Below are 15,278 nucleotides of genomic sequence, written 5' to 3'. Positions count from 1 at the left end.
CGCCGGGCTCCCTGACCAGCTGGGCGACGCGTGGCGGGCCCTCGCCGCCGCGTGGGACGTCGCCACCCGGGCCGGTGCACCCCTGGCCGGGTGCCTGCGCGACCTGGCCGCCGCGTTCCGGGAGCTCGGCCAGCTGCACCGCGACCTGACCGTGGCCCTCACCGGCCCGCGCGCCACGGCCCGACTGGGGATGGTGCTGCCCCTGGTGGCGCTGTTGTTCGGCAGCCTGATGGGCTTCGACACGCTGCGCACCCTGTTCCTCACCGGCCCAGGGTTGGCCTGTCTCGCCGCGGGGTGCCTCCTGATGGTCGGCGCCGCCCGCTGGAACCGGCACCTGGTTGCCGCCGCCGGCCGCCAAGGGCCCGCGCCGGGACTAGAGCTCGACCTCACCGCCATCGGTATGGCCGGTGGCGGGTCGCTCGACCGGGCCCGCGCCAGCGCGCGGCGCAGCACCGAACGGTTCGGCCTGCGCGCGATCGGTGTGACCGACTCCGCCGACGTGGTCATCGAGCGAGTGCTCGACCTCTCGGCCCGAGCCGGGGTGCCGGCCGGTGAGCTGTTGCGTAGCGAGGCCGCGCAGGCCCGGCGGGATGCCCGCACTGCGGGCCACCAACGCGCCGAAACCCTTGCCGTGACCCTGATGATCCCGCTAGGAGTGTGTGTGCTCCCGGCGTTCATGCTTGTCGGTGTCGCCCCGCTGCTGCTCAGCGTGCTCGTCGCCACCCTCGGCAGCGTCGAGTGACGGTGCTCGGGTGCTCCCGCCCTGGTGAACTCGGGCGCTCCTCCACAGGCTGCCGTTTCGAACTTTTGTGCACCGATGGGCTGCCGTCGTTGATGCGCCGGGTGTCGCCGCGACAGGCTGGCTGCACTCGCGCCGCTTGCACCGCGTCTTGTACGCGAAAGGAGATCCATCATGACCACCCTCAGCAGCCCGCCCGCCCCGCCGACAGAGCACCACCCGCAAGCCGAGGAGAGCACCGGAAGCGCGGCGGCCGCCGACCGTGCCGCCGCTCCGTTACGGCACGATCCCAGCGCGGGTACCGGAATACCCAACGCACTCGTGCGCACCCGCGCGGTGCGGTCCCACAGCATTCGCGCCCTCCTGCGGTTGCGTGACGATCGCGGGGCGGCCACCGCCGAGTACATCGTGGCTACCATGGCGGCCGTCGGGTTTGCCGGCTTGCTCATCGTTATCCTGCGCGGTGACGAGGTGCGCGGCATCCTCACCGAACTGGTGCGCAGTGCGCTCACGGTGGGGTGACCGAGCCGCGGCACGGCTGGCACACCGACTCCACCGGGACCGGGGCAGCGTCACGGCCGAGTTCGCGGCCGTGCTGCCCGCCGTGCTGGTAGTGCTGGCCTGCTGCCTGGGCGCCGTGCAGGTCGTCGGGCAACAGGTACGCATGACGGATGCCGCCGCCGACGTGGCCCGGCTGCTGGCCCGCGGCGACGGCGCAGGTCCGGCATCCGGACTGCTGGCCGCGGTGGCGCCCGGCACCGCGCTCACCGAGGAACGCCAGGGGGAGTTCATCTGCGCCCGGCTCAGCGCGCCGAGCGCCTTCGCGCCGTTCGCCGCCGCGGGCCTCACTCTCGCCGCCCGGTCCTGCGCCCTCGCCAGCGACACCGCGAGCGCCGACCCGTGACGCGCGCACCCATCCGCCGGCCTACCTCTGCTCGCGAGCGGGGATCCGGTTCGGTGCTCGCGGTCGCGCTGCTCGGCGCCCTCGTCACGATGACCGCCGTGCTCGTGCCGCTGCTGGCCCTGCTGCCGGTCAGCCAGTCCGTGCAGGGCGCGGCGGATGCGGCGGCGCTCGCCGCGGCCGACGTCGCCTCCGGCCTCATGCCGGGCGTGCCCTGTGCCACGGCGGCGCGGGCGGCGGAGCTGAACGGCGCCCGCCTGGTCACCTGCTCGGTGGACGGCCTGATCGCCACCGTGGCGGTGTCCCGCACGGTGGGCGCATTCCCGATCGCTTCCCGGGCGCGGGCCGGCCCGGCACCCTAGCGATGGTCAGGCCGGTGTTCGAGCTCGCCGCCAGAAGTGCAGCATCCCCGATCGCCGGTCTAAGTGGTCGCCGGGGGAGTGTCGAAGAGCGCCTCGAGGTAGCGGTAGTCCACGGCGGAGGGCTTGTCGGGATGCTCGGTGGAATCGAACTCGAGACCGGCGGCGCGGGCATAGAGGTACCGCTTGCCGGCTGCGTCGGCGGGTATCTCGATCCGCGGCCTGGGATCCCCTGATTCGAGGAACTCGGTGGTGACGGTTTTTCCTTCGAGGGGGCCGTCCGTCAGTTTCGCGGTGTACGTGCCCTGCGCTGCAGTAACCATGTCTCTATTGTGCGGCTGTGCTCCGCGGAGGCAACCCCTAATCCGCAAACCGAGGCTCACCGGTCGCGTGTCGGGCGATGCCGCCGCGAATTCCGCGAACACATGTGCACACTCGTTTCAGCCTTGCCCTGCGCCGTGAGCGAGCTACCGTGGAGTCAATTCGGGGCACTCCCGCGCCGTCACCGTCGGCGCGCACTCGATTCCTGTGTGTATGGTGTGGCTTGGTCGTTTCACAGACCGTTACCTATAAAGAGGAGTCTGGTGCCAGGCACTAAGAAGCTGGTCATTGTCGAGTCGCCGACCAAGATGAAGTCGATCGCCGCCTATCTGGGCGACGGATACGAGGTTTTGTCGTCGGTCGGGCACATCCGAGACCTGATCGAGCCCAAGAATCTGCCGCCGGAACTCAAGAAGGGCCCGCTCGGCAAGTTCTCCGTCGACGTCGATAACGGCTTCGAACCGTATTACGTGGTCTCCGACGCGAAGAAGAAAACCGTCAGCGACCTCAAGCGGGCGCTGAAGAACGCCGACGAACTCCTCCTCGCAACTGATGAGGACCGCGAAGGCGAGGCCATCGCGTGGCACCTCCTGCAGGTCCTGCAGCCCAAGGTTCCGGTCAAGCGGATGGTGTTCCACGAGATCACCAAGGACGCCATCATCGCGGCCACCCAGAACACCCGCGACCTCGACACCGCCCTCGTCGACGCGCAGGAGACCCGGCGCATCCTGGACCGCATCTACGGCTACGAGATCTCTCCCGTGCTCTGGCGCAAGGTGGGCCCCGGCCTGTCCGCCGGCCGCGTGCAGTCCGCCGCCACCCGCCTCGTCGTCGACCGCGAACGTGAACGCCTCGCGTTCGTGTCCGCCGGCTACTGGGACCTCATCGCCCAGCTCGTTCCCGGCGCCTCCGCCGAGAACGGCTTCCAGGCCAAGCTCGTGCGCCTCGGCGGCGAACGCATCGCCACCGGCAGCGACTTCGACGACACTGGCAAGCTCAAGCCCAAGGTCGTCGCGGCCACCCTCGACGAGGCATCCGCCCTCGCCCTGGCCGACGCCCTCAAGGTGCCCGGCGTGCCGATCACCGTCACCAAGGTCGCCTCCAAGCCCTACCGCCGCAGCCCCGCCGCGCCGTTCACCACCTCGACCCTGCAGCAGGAGGCCGCGCGCAAGCTGCGCTTCACCGCCCGGCAGACCATGAGCGTGGCCCAGTCGCTGTACGAAAACGGGTACATCACCTATATGCGTACCGACTCGCCGTCGCTGTCGCAGCAGGCGATCACCGCCGCCCGCAAGCAGGCCGCGTCGCTGTACGGCGCCGAGACCGTGCCCGCGAACCCGCGCCTGTACAAGGGCAAGAGCAAGAACGCGCAGGAGGCCCACGAGGCCATCCGCCCGTCCGGCGACACCTTCCGCACCCCGTCCTCGCTGTCCAGCTCGCTGCGCGGCAACGACTTCAAGCTCTACGACCTGATCTGGAAGCGCACCGTCGCCAGCCAGATGGCGGATGCGACCGGTTCGACCGCGTCGGTGACCATCGCCGCGGGCCCCACCGGCCAGGCCGCGCACCCCGCCGCCTCCGAGGCACTCGCCGAATTCGCCGCCAGCGGCACCGTCATCACCTTCCGCGGTTTCATGCTCGCGTACGAGGAGTCCAGGGACGAGGAGCGGAACGCCTCCACCGACCCCACCGAGTCGAAGCTGCCGCCGCTGGAAGAGGGCCAGACGCTGACCCTCGTCGAGGTGGAGGCCAAGGGCCACGAAACCACCCCGGCCGCCCGGTACACCGAGGCCAGCCTGGTGAAGAAGCTCGAAGAGCTCGGCATCGGCCGCCCCTCCACGTACGCGTCGATCATCTCCACCATCACCGACCGTGGCTACGTCACCCCGCGCGGGCAGGCCCTGATCCCCAACTGGATCGCCTTCTCCGTGGTGCGGCTGCTCGAGGAGTTCTTCACCGACCTGGTGGAATACGACTTCACCGCCGAAATGGAAGACGACCTCGACCGCATCGCAGGCGGCACCGCCGACCGGGTGGACTGGCTGACCAGCTTCTACTTCGGTTCGGAGAAGCACCGCGGCCTGCGCCAGGTCGTCGACAACCTCGGCGAGATCGACGCCCGCTCGATCAACTCGATCCACATCGTCGATGACATCACCCTGCGCATCGGCAAGTACGGCCCCTACCTCGAAGTCGCCGACCCCACCGCCGACCCGGATGCCACCCCCCGCCGGGTGAACATCCCGCCGGATCTGGCACCCGACGAGCTCACCCCTGCCAAGGCCCGTGAACTCGTGGATGCCCCGGTCGTCACGGACCGCGTCATCGGCGTGAACCCGGACAACGGCAAGGAGATCGTCGCCAAGGACGGCCGCTTCGGCCCGTACGTGACCGAGCTCGAGCCGCCGGCGGACACCGACGGTCCCGGCGAGTCCATCGACCCGCTCACCGGCGAGGTCACCTCGCTGGCCGACGCCGGAGCCCCGGCAGCTGCACCCGCTGCCGCCGCCAAGCCCAAGCGCAAGACCCCGGCCAAGAAGGCCGCCGCCGCGGTGAAGCCGCGCACGGCGTCGCTGTTCAAATCCATGGACCTGGCCACCGTCGACCTCGACACCGCGCTGGCGCTGCTGAACCTGCCGCGCGTGGTGGGCCTGGACCCCGAGACGCAGACCGAGATCCTCGCCCAGAACGGCAAGTTCGGCCCGTACCTCAAGAAGGGCGTCGATACCCGGTCGCTCACCAGCGAAGACCAGATCTTCGAGATCGACCTGGCCGGCGCCATCGAGTTGTACGCGCAGCCCAAGTACGGCGCCCGCCGTGCCTCCAGCGCGCTCAAGGACTTCGAAGAGCCCGACCCGGAGAGCGGCAAGGCCATCAAGATCAAGGACGGCCGGTTCGGCGCCTACGTGACGGATGGCATCACCAACGCAACCATCCCCAAGGCCGAGAGTGTTGACGAGGTCGACTACGAGCGCGCCGTGCAGCTGCTCGCCGACAAGCGGGCCAAGGGCCCGGCGGTGAAGAAGTCGCCGGCGAAGAAGGCTCCTGCCAAGAAGCCGGCGGCGAAGAAGCCCGCCGCGAAGAAGGCCCCGGCCAAAAAAGCCGGCGCAGTGAAGGCCGGTGCGGTGACCAAGACCGCAGTCAAGCGGGCCCCGGCCAAGAAGACCGGCACGTCTGCGGCCACCCCCGGCGTGCGCGCCGAGCGCACCCCGGAGCAGAAGGCCGCCACCGCCGCGAAGGCCGCAGCCACCCGGGCGGCCAACGCGGCCGCGAAGGCAGCGCAGGCGGCCGCGCAGTCGTGACGGATGCCGTGACGGATGTTGTGAAGCCCGGCCTGTTCATCACCCTCGAGGGTGGCGACGGGTCGGGCAAGAGCACCCAGGCGCAGTTGCTCGGCGAGTGGCTGCAGGCCCAGGGTCGCACCGTGGTGCGCACCCGCGAGCCCGGCGGCACCGAGGTGGGCGTCGCCATCCGCGAGATCGTGCTGCACCACCGCGGTGAGGTCTCGCCCCGTGCGGAAGCCCTGCTGTACGCCGCCGACCGGGCCCAGCACATCGGCACCCTGGTGCGCCCGGCGCTGGCCCGCGGTGAAATCGTCATCCAGGACCGCTACCTCGACTCCTCCGTCGCCTACCAGGGCGCCGGCCGGGTGCTCGGCGGCACCGAGGTGCGCGACCTCTCGCTCTGGGCGGTCGAGGGCCTGCTGCCGCACCTCACCCTGCTGCTCGACCTCGACGAGACCGCCGCCCGCGGCCGCCTCGACGCCGCCGACAAGGTCTTCGACCGGCTCGAGGCCGAGAAGGGCGAGTTCCACGCCCGGGTGCGCGCCGCGTTCCTCGACCTCGCCGCGGCCGAGCCCGACCGTTTCCTGGTGCTGGATGCGTCGCTGCCGGTCGACGAGCTTGCCGCGCTCATCCGCGCCCGCGTCGCCGCCCTGCTCTAGGGCGTCCCGCACACATACCCGCCCCGACTTGCCGCAAAACCCCCTTTCGCCCGCCAGGAAGGGGCATCTTGCGGCAAGTCGGGAGATTCAGCATCCGTGACTTGCGTGAAAAGTCCCTTGTGGCGGCGGCCAGGGGGCGTTTTGCGGCAAGTGGGCGGATGTGCGGTGCCGCGAGATGCCCGTTGACGCCCGTTGGAAGGCATCCACGGGGCCTCAACTGGCAACTCGATGCGGAGCATCTGTGTGCGATGCACCGTTGGTGCTGCTTCACGGGCATCCAGTGGGCGTCAACTGGCAACTCGGCGGGGGAGGCACCCGCACCCGGCTGTCACCGGCTCCGGGTAGCCTTGACGAATGGCAGTGTGGGACGACCTGACGGGTCAAGCAGATGCGATCGCCATCTTCCGTGCCGCCGCAGAGCGCCCGGGAGCGGTCGCCACAGTCGAGCGCCCCGACGCCGACACCCATGCCGCCCAGTCGAGCGCTACCGCTACGGATGCCGCCACCGCGACGAGCGCCGCCGCCCGCAGCACCTCCTCCTCAATGACCCACGCGTGGCTGATCACCGGCCCGCCCGGCTCCGGCCGCTCCAACCTCGCCTTCGCCTTCGCGACCGCGCTGCTGAGCCCCGGCACGCCGCAGGGCGACGAGTCCACCCAGAGGCTTGTCGACGCGCGCACCCACCCCGACCTCACCGTGCTCAGCACCGAGGGCGTCATCATCAAGATGGATTCCGTCAAGGAAGCCGTGGCCCGCTCGCAGTACTCCCCGTCGGTGGGTCGCTACCGCGTGGTGGTCGTCGAAGACGCCGACCGCATGGTCGAGCGCACCTCCAACGTGCTGCTCAAGGCGCTGGAGGAGCCGCCGGAACGCACGGTGTGGATCCTCTGCGCCCCCAGCGAGGCCGACCTGCTGCCCACCATCCGCTCCCGGGTGCGCACCGTGCGTCTGCGGGTGCCGAGCATCGACGCGGTGGCCGAGCTGCTCATCCGTCGCACCGGCGTGGAGCCGGCCGTCGCCGAACGGGCCGCCCGTGAGGCGCAGAGCCACATCGGCATGGCCCTGCGGCTCGCCACCAACGCCGAGGCCCGCGCCCGCCGTGAGGAGACCCTCCGCGCCGCCCTCGGCCTCACGGGGGTGTCCACCGCGGTCAACGCCGCTGCCCGACTGCTCGCCATCGCCGGCGATGACGCCAAGGCGATCACCATCGAGCGGGATGCGGCCGAACGCGAGGGTGTGCTGCGCTCGCTCGGCGTGGAACCCGGCCAGTCGGTGCCGCCCGCGCTCCGCAGCCAGATCAAGAACCTCGAAGACGACCAGAAGCGCCGCGCCACCCGCAGCCTGCGCGACGGCATCGACCGCATCCTGGTGGACCTCACCTCGCTGTACCGCGACGTGATGATGATGCAGCTGGGCCGGGACAGCACCATCATCAATCTCGAGCTGCTGCCCGAACTGCGCCGCGCCGCCGGGGCGTGCCCGCCGGCGACCACCGTCGCGACGATGGATGCGATTGCCCTGGCCCGGCAGAGAATTGAAGCCAACGTGGCACCGGCGCTGGCCCTCGAGGCCATGCTGGTGTCGATGATCCGACGGTGACGGCAGTCGCCGCACATGCACAGGATTCACCAGAGAAGAGGAACCCAGTGACCCAGCGCACTCGCGTATTCACGACCATGGCGGCCGCGGTGGCAGTGACGCTCGGCCTGACCGGCTGCGTGACGTGGTTCATGCCCCAGCCCGCACCGTCGACCTCCACGCCCACCGGCGAAAAGGTCGATGCGCCGCTGGATCCGTTCTACAGCCAGGTGCTGCAGTGGTCCGACTGCGACAACGGCATGCAGTGCAGCACGGTGTCGGCTCCGCTGGACTGGGAGGACCCGGCCGCCGGCTCGGTCGACCTCGCCCTGGTGCGCCAACCCGCCACCGGCGACCGGCTCGGGTCGCTGCTGCTCAACCCCGGCGGGCCCGGCGGTTCCGGCTATGAATTCGTCAAGGCATCCGTCGACTACGCGACCGATGCGGCCCTGCAGGAACGCTACGACATCGTCGGGTTCGACCCGCGCGGGGTCGGCAAGTCCTCGGCCGTGGCCTGTTACGAACCGGCGCAGATGGACGAATACCTCTACGGGATCGCCGACGCCGAGCGCGGCAGCGACGCGTGGGTGCAGGAACTGGAGGCCAGCGCCACCGACTTCGCCGCATCCTGCAGCGATGAGACCGGGGCCCTGCTCGGCCAGGTCGACACCCGCAGCGCCGCCCGCGACCTCGACCTGATGCGCTCGGTGCTCGGCGACGCCCAGCTCAACTACCTGGGCTTTTCCTACGGCACCTTCCTCGGTGCCACCTACGCCGAGCTGTACCCCGACAAGGTCGGCCGGCTCGTGCTCGACGGCGCCCTCGACCCGTCCACCAGCAACTTCGAGGTGACCAGCACCCAGGCGCTGGGCTTCGAGAACGCCCTGCGCGCCTACCTCACCGACTGCCTGGCGGGCTCGGCCTGCCCGTTCGACGGCACCGTCGACGACGCCATGGCCACCATCTCGGCGCTGCTGGCGTCGGTGGATGCCAGCCCGATCACCGCCACCGATGGCCGCCAGCTCGGCGCGAACGCGTTGCTCACCGCGATCATCTACCCGCTCTACCAGGCGACGGCGTGGACCAACCTCAGCGACATGTTCGAGGGCGTGCTGCAGGGCAGCGCCGACGGGGCCATGCAGTTCGCCGACGGCTACAACGGCCGCAACCCCGACGGCAGCTACCGCGACAACTCCACCGAGGCCTTCACGGCCATCAACTGCCTGGACTACGCCTACAACGACGACCTCACCTCCATGCGCGCCGAGGCCGCCCAGATCGAGCAGATCGCCCCCACCATCGGCAAGTACATGGCCTACGGCGACATCTCCTGCTCCAGCTGGCCGCACGCCTTCGCCGGGGAGCGCCAGGCCATCCACGCCACCGGCGCGGCCCCGATCCTCGTCGTGGGCACCACGAACGACCCGGCCACCCCCTACGTGTGGGCGCAGAACCTGGCCGAGCAGCTCGACAGCGGGCAGCTCGTCACCTACGAGGGTGAGGGTCACACCGCGTACAACAAGTCCAACGCCTGCGTCAACGACACCGTCGACAGTTACCTGATCGACGGCATCGTGCCCGCGGCCGACCCGATGTGTTGACAGATGGGCGCAGCTGACGAACCGGGCCTGCGGGAACGGAAACGCCTGGCCACCCGCCGGGAGATCCAGCGTGCCGTGCTTACCCTCTGCGCCCAGCGGAGCATCGACAAGGTGACCGTCGAGGAGATCAGCCGGGTCGCCGCCATCTCGCCGCGCACGTTTTTCAACTACTTCGCCTCCAAGGATTCCGCCCTGGTCGGCGACGAGCTGGAGTTGGCCTGCGACGAGGACATCGAGCGGTTCGTCGCCGGCGGACCCTCCGACGTGATGACCGACCTGGCCGGGCTGATCAGCCGGAGCCTGCAGAACACCGACGGCGACCGGGAGATCCACGAGCTGCGCCGCGCGGTGATGAAAGAGAACAGCTACCTCTTCACGATGCGGATGGCCACGCTGCGCAACTTCGAAGCCGGCCTGCAGCACATCGTCGAGCGCCGGCTCACCGCCGACGCCCCGCACCTCGCCGAGGACCCGCGGGCCCTCGCCCAGCGGGCGCTGCTGGTGACCCTGATCGCCATGGCTGCCACCCGGCATGCCTGGCGGTGCTGGTCCGAAGCGGATGACTGCACCCCGTTGTCGGCCTGGGTCGCCAAGTCCTTCCGTGAGCTGTACACCGTGACCTCCCCGATCGACTAAGCTTGGATGCTGTGTCGCCGCGCGTCTTTCTTCGGGAAGTATTCGGTCTCACGCCGCCTTAGCTCAGTTGGTAGAGCGATTCACTCGTAATGAATAGGTCATCAGTTCGATTCTGATAGGCGGCCCTCTCTTTCTCCGCAGCTCCCTCCCATCCGTTGGTCGCGCTTGTCGAGACCCCGCGACCCGGTCTGCGGAACGTCGGCGCACCCGCGACCGCTCACGGCGCCTCCTGTGGCGCGGCGCGCCCGCTTTAGCGGGCGCGAGAGGCGGCAGGAGGTGCGGTGACGAGGGCGAGTGCTGGGCCGGCGCCAATCCCGCAGGCTCTCAACGCCCATGCTGCAATCTGGGTCAGATTGCACGGTCCAGTTCGGGGCCCAAGACCGGGCAGAGCGCGAGCCGGATGCTGCAATCGTGCCGGAGTGTTCGCCTAGGGGGTCGTTGTCGCGACCTGCACCACGCGCATCCAGACGATGGCGACCGGCACCGACCAGCACGGTTCAACAGCGATAGGGTCGAGGCGTGCCGAACTGGACCGAACACGTGATCTGGTGGCACGTGTATCCGCTGGGCTTTGTCGGTGCCGACACCACCGGGAAAGACCGCTCGCCCACGCACCGGTTGCGGCAGATCGAGTCCTGGCTGGACTACCTGCTCGATCTCGGCGCGAACGGCCTGGCCCTCGGCCCTGTCTTCGCCTCCCGCAGCCACGGCTACGACACCACCGACTACTTCGAGGTCGACCCGCGGCTCGGCGACACCGCAGACCTCGACCACCTCATCGCCGAGTGCCAGCGGCGCGGCATCCGGGTGATGCTCGACGGTGTGTTCAACCACGTCGGCCGGGATTTCGCCCCGCTGGTCACCGCCCTGGCCGACCCGGCCGCGCCCGAGAACGCCCTGTTCCGCCGCACATCGGCCGGTGAGCTCGTGGCCTTCGAGGGGCACGACGCCCTGGTGACGCTCAACCACGACAACCCGGCCGTGACCGAGCTCGTCACCGACGTGATGGCGCACTGGCTCGACCGGGGGATCGACGCCTGGCGCCTCGATGCCGCATACGCGATGCCCGCCGCGTTCTGGGCCGGCGTGCTGCCGCGGGTGCGCGAGCGGCACCCCGAGCTGTACGTGATGGGCGAAGTGCTGCACGGCGATTACGCCGGCTTCGTCGCCGCATCCGGGGTGGACACCGTCACCCAGTACGAACTCTGGCAGGCGATCTGGCACGCGCTGAACGAGCGCAACTTCTTCGAACTGGACTGGGCGCTCACCCGGCACACCGCGTTCCTCGGCGCATTTGTGCCGTACACCTTCATCGGCAACCACGACGTGACTCGGCTGGCCAGTCAGATCCAGGACCAACGCCACCACCCGCACGCCCTGGTGCTGCTGCTCACCCTCGGCGGCACCCCGGCGATCTACTACGGCGACGAGCGTGGGCTGCGCGCCGTGAAGGAGCAGCGCGCCGGCGGCGACGACGCCATCCGTCCCGCCTACCCGGCGAGCCCCGCCGACCTGCCGTCCGCCGATCAGGATCCCGTCGCCGTGGCCACCTTCGTGCTGCACCAGGAGCTGATCGGACTGCGGCGCCGGCACCCCTGGTTGCACACGGCCACGAGCCGGCCGCTCGCCCTGACCAATACGGGGTACGTGATCGAGGTGACCGACGGCATCCAACGCTTGGTGGTGGCGCTCAACCTCGGTGACGAGGCCCTGACCGTCGTCACGGATGCGGCCGAGCGGCTGGCCGGCGCGGCGGACTCCAGCCCGGCCGGCCACACGGTGCCGCCGCACGGTTGGGCGATCTTCGGCTGACCACGTTTACCGGCCGGCACCCGCTCGTGCTGACCCGGTCTGCGCGTTCGCGGCGCACCTTGGTTCTGGTGGCGCGCCCTATTCCTCGTGGCGCGGCTTCTAACCCGCGCCGCGAGGAACGACCCGGGCCGCGAGGAACAACCCGAGCCGCGAGCATCCGTGGGCCGGGCGGCCTCGGCACCCCCACCCGCGTGGTTGACTTTGGTCATGGCTGACACAGGGCGCGCACGGGTCGAAACGGATGCGCGGGCGCGCGGACTCGACATCGACATCGTCGAGCGCCCCGCCGCCGACAGCCTTGAGAGCGCTGCCCGGCTGCTGGGGCTGGAGCCGGCCGGCATCGTCAAGTCGCTCGTGGTGAAGCGCCACGACGGGGACTACATCTTCGTGCTGGTGCCCGGCGACCGGCAGATCAGCTGGGCCAAACTGCGCGCCCTGGTTGGCGTGAACAAGCTGTCGCTGCCGCATGAAGACCTCGCCCTGGCTGCGACCGGGTATTCGCGCGGCACCATCACCCCGTTGGGCAGCAGCACCGCCTGGCCGGTGTTCGCCGACGAGCGGATGCGCGGCGCCAGGGTGGCGATGGGCGCAGGGGAGCACGGCTACTCCGCGTTCGTCGACGCCGACGCGCTCATCGCGGCCTACGGGGCCACGGTGGCCGACATCACCGACGAGATCAAGCCCCGCACCTAGGGCCCGCCCCGCTCGCGAACTGTCAGAAAAGCCCCGAAAAACCGCCTCGGCTGGTGCTTTTCTCACGGTTCGTGGGCTTGCGGCGGGCTCCTAAGCTGGGTGCATGGCAGAACAGCGCACCCCGACGAGCCCGCCCGCCGCAGGGCGCCGTCGGCGCCTGGTGCTGATGGCCGCACTTCTGGTGCTCGTGATCGGTGGCATCGCCGCGGTGGTGGCAGCCGTGGTCGGCGCGGGCGCCGCGTCCACCGCGTCACTGGTGCCCACCTTGCCCCCGGCGACGCCGGCGCCCACCGCATCCGCCCCGCCCACCGCGTCAGCTGCACCCACGGACTCGCCGACGTCACCGACCGACCCCGCCGTCGCCGTGTTCCTCGGCGATTCGTACACCCAGGGCTGGGGCGCCTCGAATCCGACCATGAAGTGGACGACCGTCGTGGCATACGCCGCCGGTTGGACCGAGGTCAACGAGGGCCAGGGCGGCACCGGGTACGTCACCATGGCCGGGGTCGCCAGCTGCGGCCAGGACGACTGCCCCGCCTACCCGGACCGGGTGGCCGACATCGTCGCCGCCGCCCCCGACGTCGTCGTGATCGCCGGTGGCCAGAACGACCGGTGGGCGCTCGCCACGGACCCGGAGTTGGTGCAGGCCGCCGTCGACAGGACGTTCAGCCTTCTCCGGGAGGGCCTGCCGAACGCCCGGCTGATCGCGGTGGGGCCGTCGACCGCCGAGCCGGCCACGGCCATGATCACCGATCTGGATGGCTGGGTGCGCGCCGCCGCGGACCGGGTCGACGCCGAGTACGTGAGTCTGCTCGACCCCGTGGTCATCCAGAGCGACATGGTGGTGTCCGACGGGGTGCACGTCAATGACGCCGGCCACCGGGCGATCGCGGACCGCGTGCTGGACACGGTTCTGACCCGCGCCGACTGACGGTGCCGGTCAGCGCGGCAGTCGGCGGTCCTTGACCAGCAGCACCACGAAGACGTAGACGCCCACCAGCTGCCAGAGCGCTCGGAAGACCAGGTCGGTCGGGGAATTGCGCACCGCGAACTCGGGCCGGACGGCCGGCTGCGGCAGCTGGATCGGTAGCGGGGTGTCGAAGCGGGGCTCGGCCCGCCGTGGCGGGGTAAGCATGCGAGGCACGTCCCGCTGCTGCGGGTTCGTGCGCCGGGCCAGAAGCAGATTCTCGCTCACAGGCGTCAGCGTATGCGGCCGCGATGACCGCTCGGCAAACGTCAGGTGACGGGTTACTCCTCGGTCTTGCCGGGCCGCACCGCGGCGGTGTCGGCCACGTCGATGCGCTTCACACCATCGGCCTGTTCGTCCACGGTCACCCGCGGCGCCGCATCCGCTTCGCTGGCCTTGGGGGCGGTGGTGAGCTGGTCGTGGCGTTTTTCGTCGAAGGTCATTTCACTCATGACCGGCACAATAACATGCCGTTCTGGTGTGCGGCCGAGTGGGTTCGCTAGGCTCGCAGCATGACTGATGCACTCCGCTGGGGAATCCTGGCCACGGGCGGAATCGCCCACCAATTCGCCGGGGACCTCGTGAAGAACGGCTTCACCGTGCAGGCCGTCGGCTCCCGCAGCCAGGCATCAGCGGATGCCTTCGCCGCCGAATTCGGCATCTCCACCGCGCACCCCAGCTACGAGGCACTCGTGGCCGACCCCGAGGTCGACATCATCTACGTGTCGACCCCGCACCCGTTCCACGCGGCCAACGCCACCCTGGCGCTGGAGGCCGGCAAGCACGTCCTGATCGAGAAGCCGATCACCCTCAACGCTGCCGAGGCGCGCGCCGTGGTGGCCCTGGCCGAGAGCAAGAACCTGCTCGTGCTCGAGGCCATGTGGACCCGCTTCCTGCCGCACATGGTGCGCATCCGCGAGATTCTCGCCGCCGGCAGCCTCGGCGACGTGCGCTCCCTGATCGCCGACCACACCCAGGACCTGCCCGACGACCCCGCCCACCGCATCAACTCGTTGGCACTGGGCGGCGGCGCGCTGCTCGACCTCGGCATCTACCCGGTGTCGTTCGCGTCGGCGCTGTTCGGCCCGCCCGAGACCATCCTCGCCTCGGCCACCTTCAAGGCCACCGGGGTGGATGCCCAGATCGCCACGATCTTCCACTACCCGGGCGGCCAGATCGCGTCGCTGCTCTCCGCGAGCGACACCAAGGGGCCCAACACCGCCAGCATCCTCGGCACCGAGGGTCGCATCGACATCGACGAGGTCTGGTACTCGGCCACTTCGTTCCGCGTGTACAACAGCGCCAACGAGGTCGTCGAGGCGTACGAGACGCCCGCCATCACCGGCCGGGGCATGCACTTCCAGGCCGCCGAAGCCGAACGGCTTGTGGCGGCGGGCCTGATCGCCAGCGACCTGTTGACCACGAGTGAATCCGTACAGATCATGGAGACCCTCGACGCGATCCGCGCCCAGATCGGCCTGGTCTACCTCGGCGACTAAGTCTGGGGCGCGTAACCGATCTGCCCTGTGCTGTCGCGGCACACCTTCTTCCTCGTGGCACGTCTTGTTCTCGGCGGCACACCTTAGAACCCGTGCCGCCGGGAATAGCGCGCGCCGCCGGGAATAACGCGTGCCGCCGGGACTAACGCGTGCCGCGAGGAGTAACGCGTGCCGCGAGGAGTAACGCGTGCCGCGAGGAGTTGCGCGTGCCGCGAGGAGTAACCCGTGC

At 70.0% G+C, this 15,278-nt stretch carries 16 protein-coding genes and 1 tRNA gene; 14 read left to right on the top strand and 3 right to left on the bottom strand.

Annotation, left to right across the window (positions count from 1 at the left end):
- The 4 genes from E3O57_RS18820 to E3O57_RS17525 form a co-directional block, all read left to right on the top strand.
- The coding region (locus E3O57_RS18820; protein WP_166804769.1) for a pilus assembly protein TadB at positions 1-742 on the top strand (742 nt) is incomplete at its 5' end.
- 318 nt (positions 743-1,060) lie between these two features.
- Positions 1,061-1,261 carry a DUF4244 domain-containing protein gene (locus tag E3O57_RS19275; RefSeq protein ID WP_103478870.1) on the top strand — a complete coding sequence of 67 codons (201 nt, stop codon included), beginning with the start codon at positions 1,061-1,063 and terminating at the stop codon, positions 1,259-1,261.
- Positions 1,242-1,643: a TadE family type IV pilus minor pilin gene (locus tag E3O57_RS17530; RefSeq protein WP_103478815.1), complete on the top strand. Its 402-nt coding sequence runs from the start codon at positions 1,242-1,244 to the stop codon at positions 1,641-1,643. The genes E3O57_RS19275 and E3O57_RS17530 overlap by 20 nt, the downstream gene beginning before the upstream one ends.
- Entirely contained in the window at positions 1,640-2,002 is a 363-nt protein-coding gene (locus E3O57_RS17525; RefSeq protein ID WP_241990481.1) for an Rv3654c family TadE-like protein, read from the top strand. Before E3O57_RS17530 ends, E3O57_RS17525 begins: the two co-directional genes overlap by 4 nt.
- Before the next feature lie 59 nt (positions 2,003-2,061).
- Here E3O57_RS17525 and E3O57_RS17520 read toward each other — a convergent pair whose 3' ends face one another.
- On the bottom strand, positions 2,062-2,322 hold the full coding sequence (locus E3O57_RS17520; RefSeq protein ID WP_103432653.1) for a hypothetical protein: 261 nt from the start codon (positions 2,320-2,322) through the stop codon (positions 2,062-2,064).
- A 261-nt stretch (positions 2,323-2,583) separates the two neighbouring features.
- On the opposite strand from E3O57_RS17520, the gene topA reads away from it, so the two are divergent.
- The 9 genes from topA (at position 2,584) to E3O57_RS17475 (ending at position 13,514) form a co-directional block, all read left to right on the top strand.
- The gene (gene topA, locus E3O57_RS17515; protein WP_103459286.1) at positions 2,584-5,622 is read left to right on the top strand and encodes a type I DNA topoisomerase; all 3,039 of its coding nucleotides are present in this window, start codon (positions 2,584-2,586) and stop codon (positions 5,620-5,622) included.
- A 20-nt stretch (positions 5,623-5,642) separates the two neighbouring features.
- The gene (gene tmk / locus E3O57_RS17510; protein ID WP_088455188.1) at positions 5,643-6,263 is read left to right on the top strand and encodes a dTMP kinase; all 621 of its coding nucleotides are present in this window, start codon (positions 5,643-5,645) and stop codon (positions 6,261-6,263) included.
- 354 nt (positions 6,264-6,617) lie between these two features.
- Positions 6,618-7,862: a DNA polymerase III subunit delta' gene (locus E3O57_RS17505; RefSeq protein ID WP_103478816.1), complete on the top strand. Its 1,245-nt coding sequence runs from the start codon at positions 6,618-6,620 to the stop codon at positions 7,860-7,862.
- Between the two features lie 47 nt (positions 7,863-7,909).
- Complete coding sequence (locus tag E3O57_RS17500) at positions 7,910-9,442, top strand: alpha/beta hydrolase (RefSeq protein WP_327015943.1); 1,533 nt, start codon at positions 7,910-7,912, stop codon at positions 9,440-9,442.
- A 3-nt stretch (positions 9,443-9,445) separates the two neighbouring features.
- A complete protein-coding gene (locus tag E3O57_RS17495) occupies positions 9,446-10,078 on the top strand; it encodes a TetR/AcrR family transcriptional regulator (protein WP_103478817.1) in 633 nt (210 codons plus the stop codon).
- 52 nt (positions 10,079-10,130) lie between these two features.
- A tRNA-Thr gene (locus E3O57_RS17490) sits at positions 10,131-10,203 on the top strand.
- A gap of 394 nt (positions 10,204-10,597) precedes the next feature.
- Positions 10,598-11,890 (top strand): alpha-amylase family glycosyl hydrolase, encoded by a 1,293-nt coding sequence (locus tag E3O57_RS17485; RefSeq protein WP_103478818.1) that lies wholly within the window; start codon positions 10,598-10,600, stop codon positions 11,888-11,890.
- A gap of 207 nt (positions 11,891-12,097) precedes the next feature.
- The gene (locus tag E3O57_RS17480; protein ID WP_103478819.1) at positions 12,098-12,583 is read left to right on the top strand and encodes an aminoacyl-tRNA deacylase; all 486 of its coding nucleotides are present in this window, start codon (positions 12,098-12,100) and stop codon (positions 12,581-12,583) included.
- A 103-nt stretch (positions 12,584-12,686) separates the two neighbouring features.
- Entirely contained in the window at positions 12,687-13,514 is an 828-nt protein-coding gene (locus E3O57_RS17475; protein ID WP_103478820.1) for an SGNH/GDSL hydrolase family protein, read from the top strand.
- A gap of 9 nt (positions 13,515-13,523) precedes the next feature.
- Here the strand turns inward: E3O57_RS17475 and E3O57_RS17470 are convergent, their stop codons facing one another.
- Together E3O57_RS17470 and E3O57_RS17465 are read right to left on the bottom strand one after the other, a co-directional pair.
- Positions 13,524-13,778 carry a hypothetical protein gene (locus E3O57_RS17470; protein ID WP_088455196.1) on the bottom strand — a complete coding sequence of 85 codons (255 nt, stop codon included), beginning with the start codon at positions 13,776-13,778 and terminating at the stop codon, positions 13,524-13,526.
- 53 nt (positions 13,779-13,831) lie between these two features.
- A complete protein-coding gene (locus E3O57_RS17465) occupies positions 13,832-14,002 on the bottom strand; it encodes a multidrug transporter (RefSeq protein ID WP_088455197.1) in 171 nt (56 codons plus the stop codon).
- Positions 14,003-14,062: 60 nt separating this feature from the next.
- Here E3O57_RS17465 and E3O57_RS17460 point away from each other — a divergent pair, with 60 nt between their 5' ends.
- Positions 14,063-15,049, top strand: coding sequence for a Gfo/Idh/MocA family protein (locus E3O57_RS17460; RefSeq protein ID WP_103478821.1), 987 nt, complete (start codon positions 14,063-14,065; stop codon positions 15,047-15,049).
- Positions 15,050-15,278 lie beyond the last annotated feature (229 nt).

Origin of the sequence: Cryobacterium sp. TMN-39-2 (genome assembly GCF_004402745.1) — a bacterium.
Classification (GTDB): domain Bacteria; phylum Actinomycetota; class Actinomycetes; order Actinomycetales; family Microbacteriaceae; genus Cryobacterium; species Cryobacterium zongtaii.
Note: the sequence above shows the minus strand (reverse complement) of the source record. Positions and strands in the feature narration are given on the sequence as shown.

Excerpts from the sequence above, each read along its gene's own strand:
- E3O57_RS17505 (WP_103478816.1), top strand. The coding sequence starts at position 6,618 with ATGGCAGTGTGGGACGACCTGACGGGTCAAGCAGATGCGATCGCCATC.
- E3O57_RS17480 (WP_103478819.1), top strand. The coding sequence starts at position 12,098 with ATGGCTGACACAGGGCGCGCACGGGTCGAAACGGATGCGCGGGCGCGC.
- E3O57_RS17520 (WP_103432653.1), bottom strand. The coding sequence starts at position 2,322 with ATGGTTACTGCAGCGCAGGGCACGTACACCGCGAAACTGACGGACGGC.
- E3O57_RS17460 (WP_103478821.1), top strand. The coding sequence starts at position 14,063 with ATGACTGATGCACTCCGCTGGGGAATCCTGGCCACGGGCGGAATCGCC.
- E3O57_RS17495 (WP_103478817.1), top strand. The coding sequence starts at position 9,446 with ATGGGCGCAGCTGACGAACCGGGCCTGCGGGAACGGAAACGCCTGGCC.
- E3O57_RS17465 (WP_088455197.1), bottom strand. The coding sequence starts at position 14,002 with ATGAGTGAAATGACCTTCGACGAAAAACGCCACGACCAGCTCACCACC.
- E3O57_RS17475 (WP_103478820.1), top strand. The coding sequence starts at position 12,687 with ATGGCAGAACAGCGCACCCCGACGAGCCCGCCCGCCGCAGGGCGCCGT.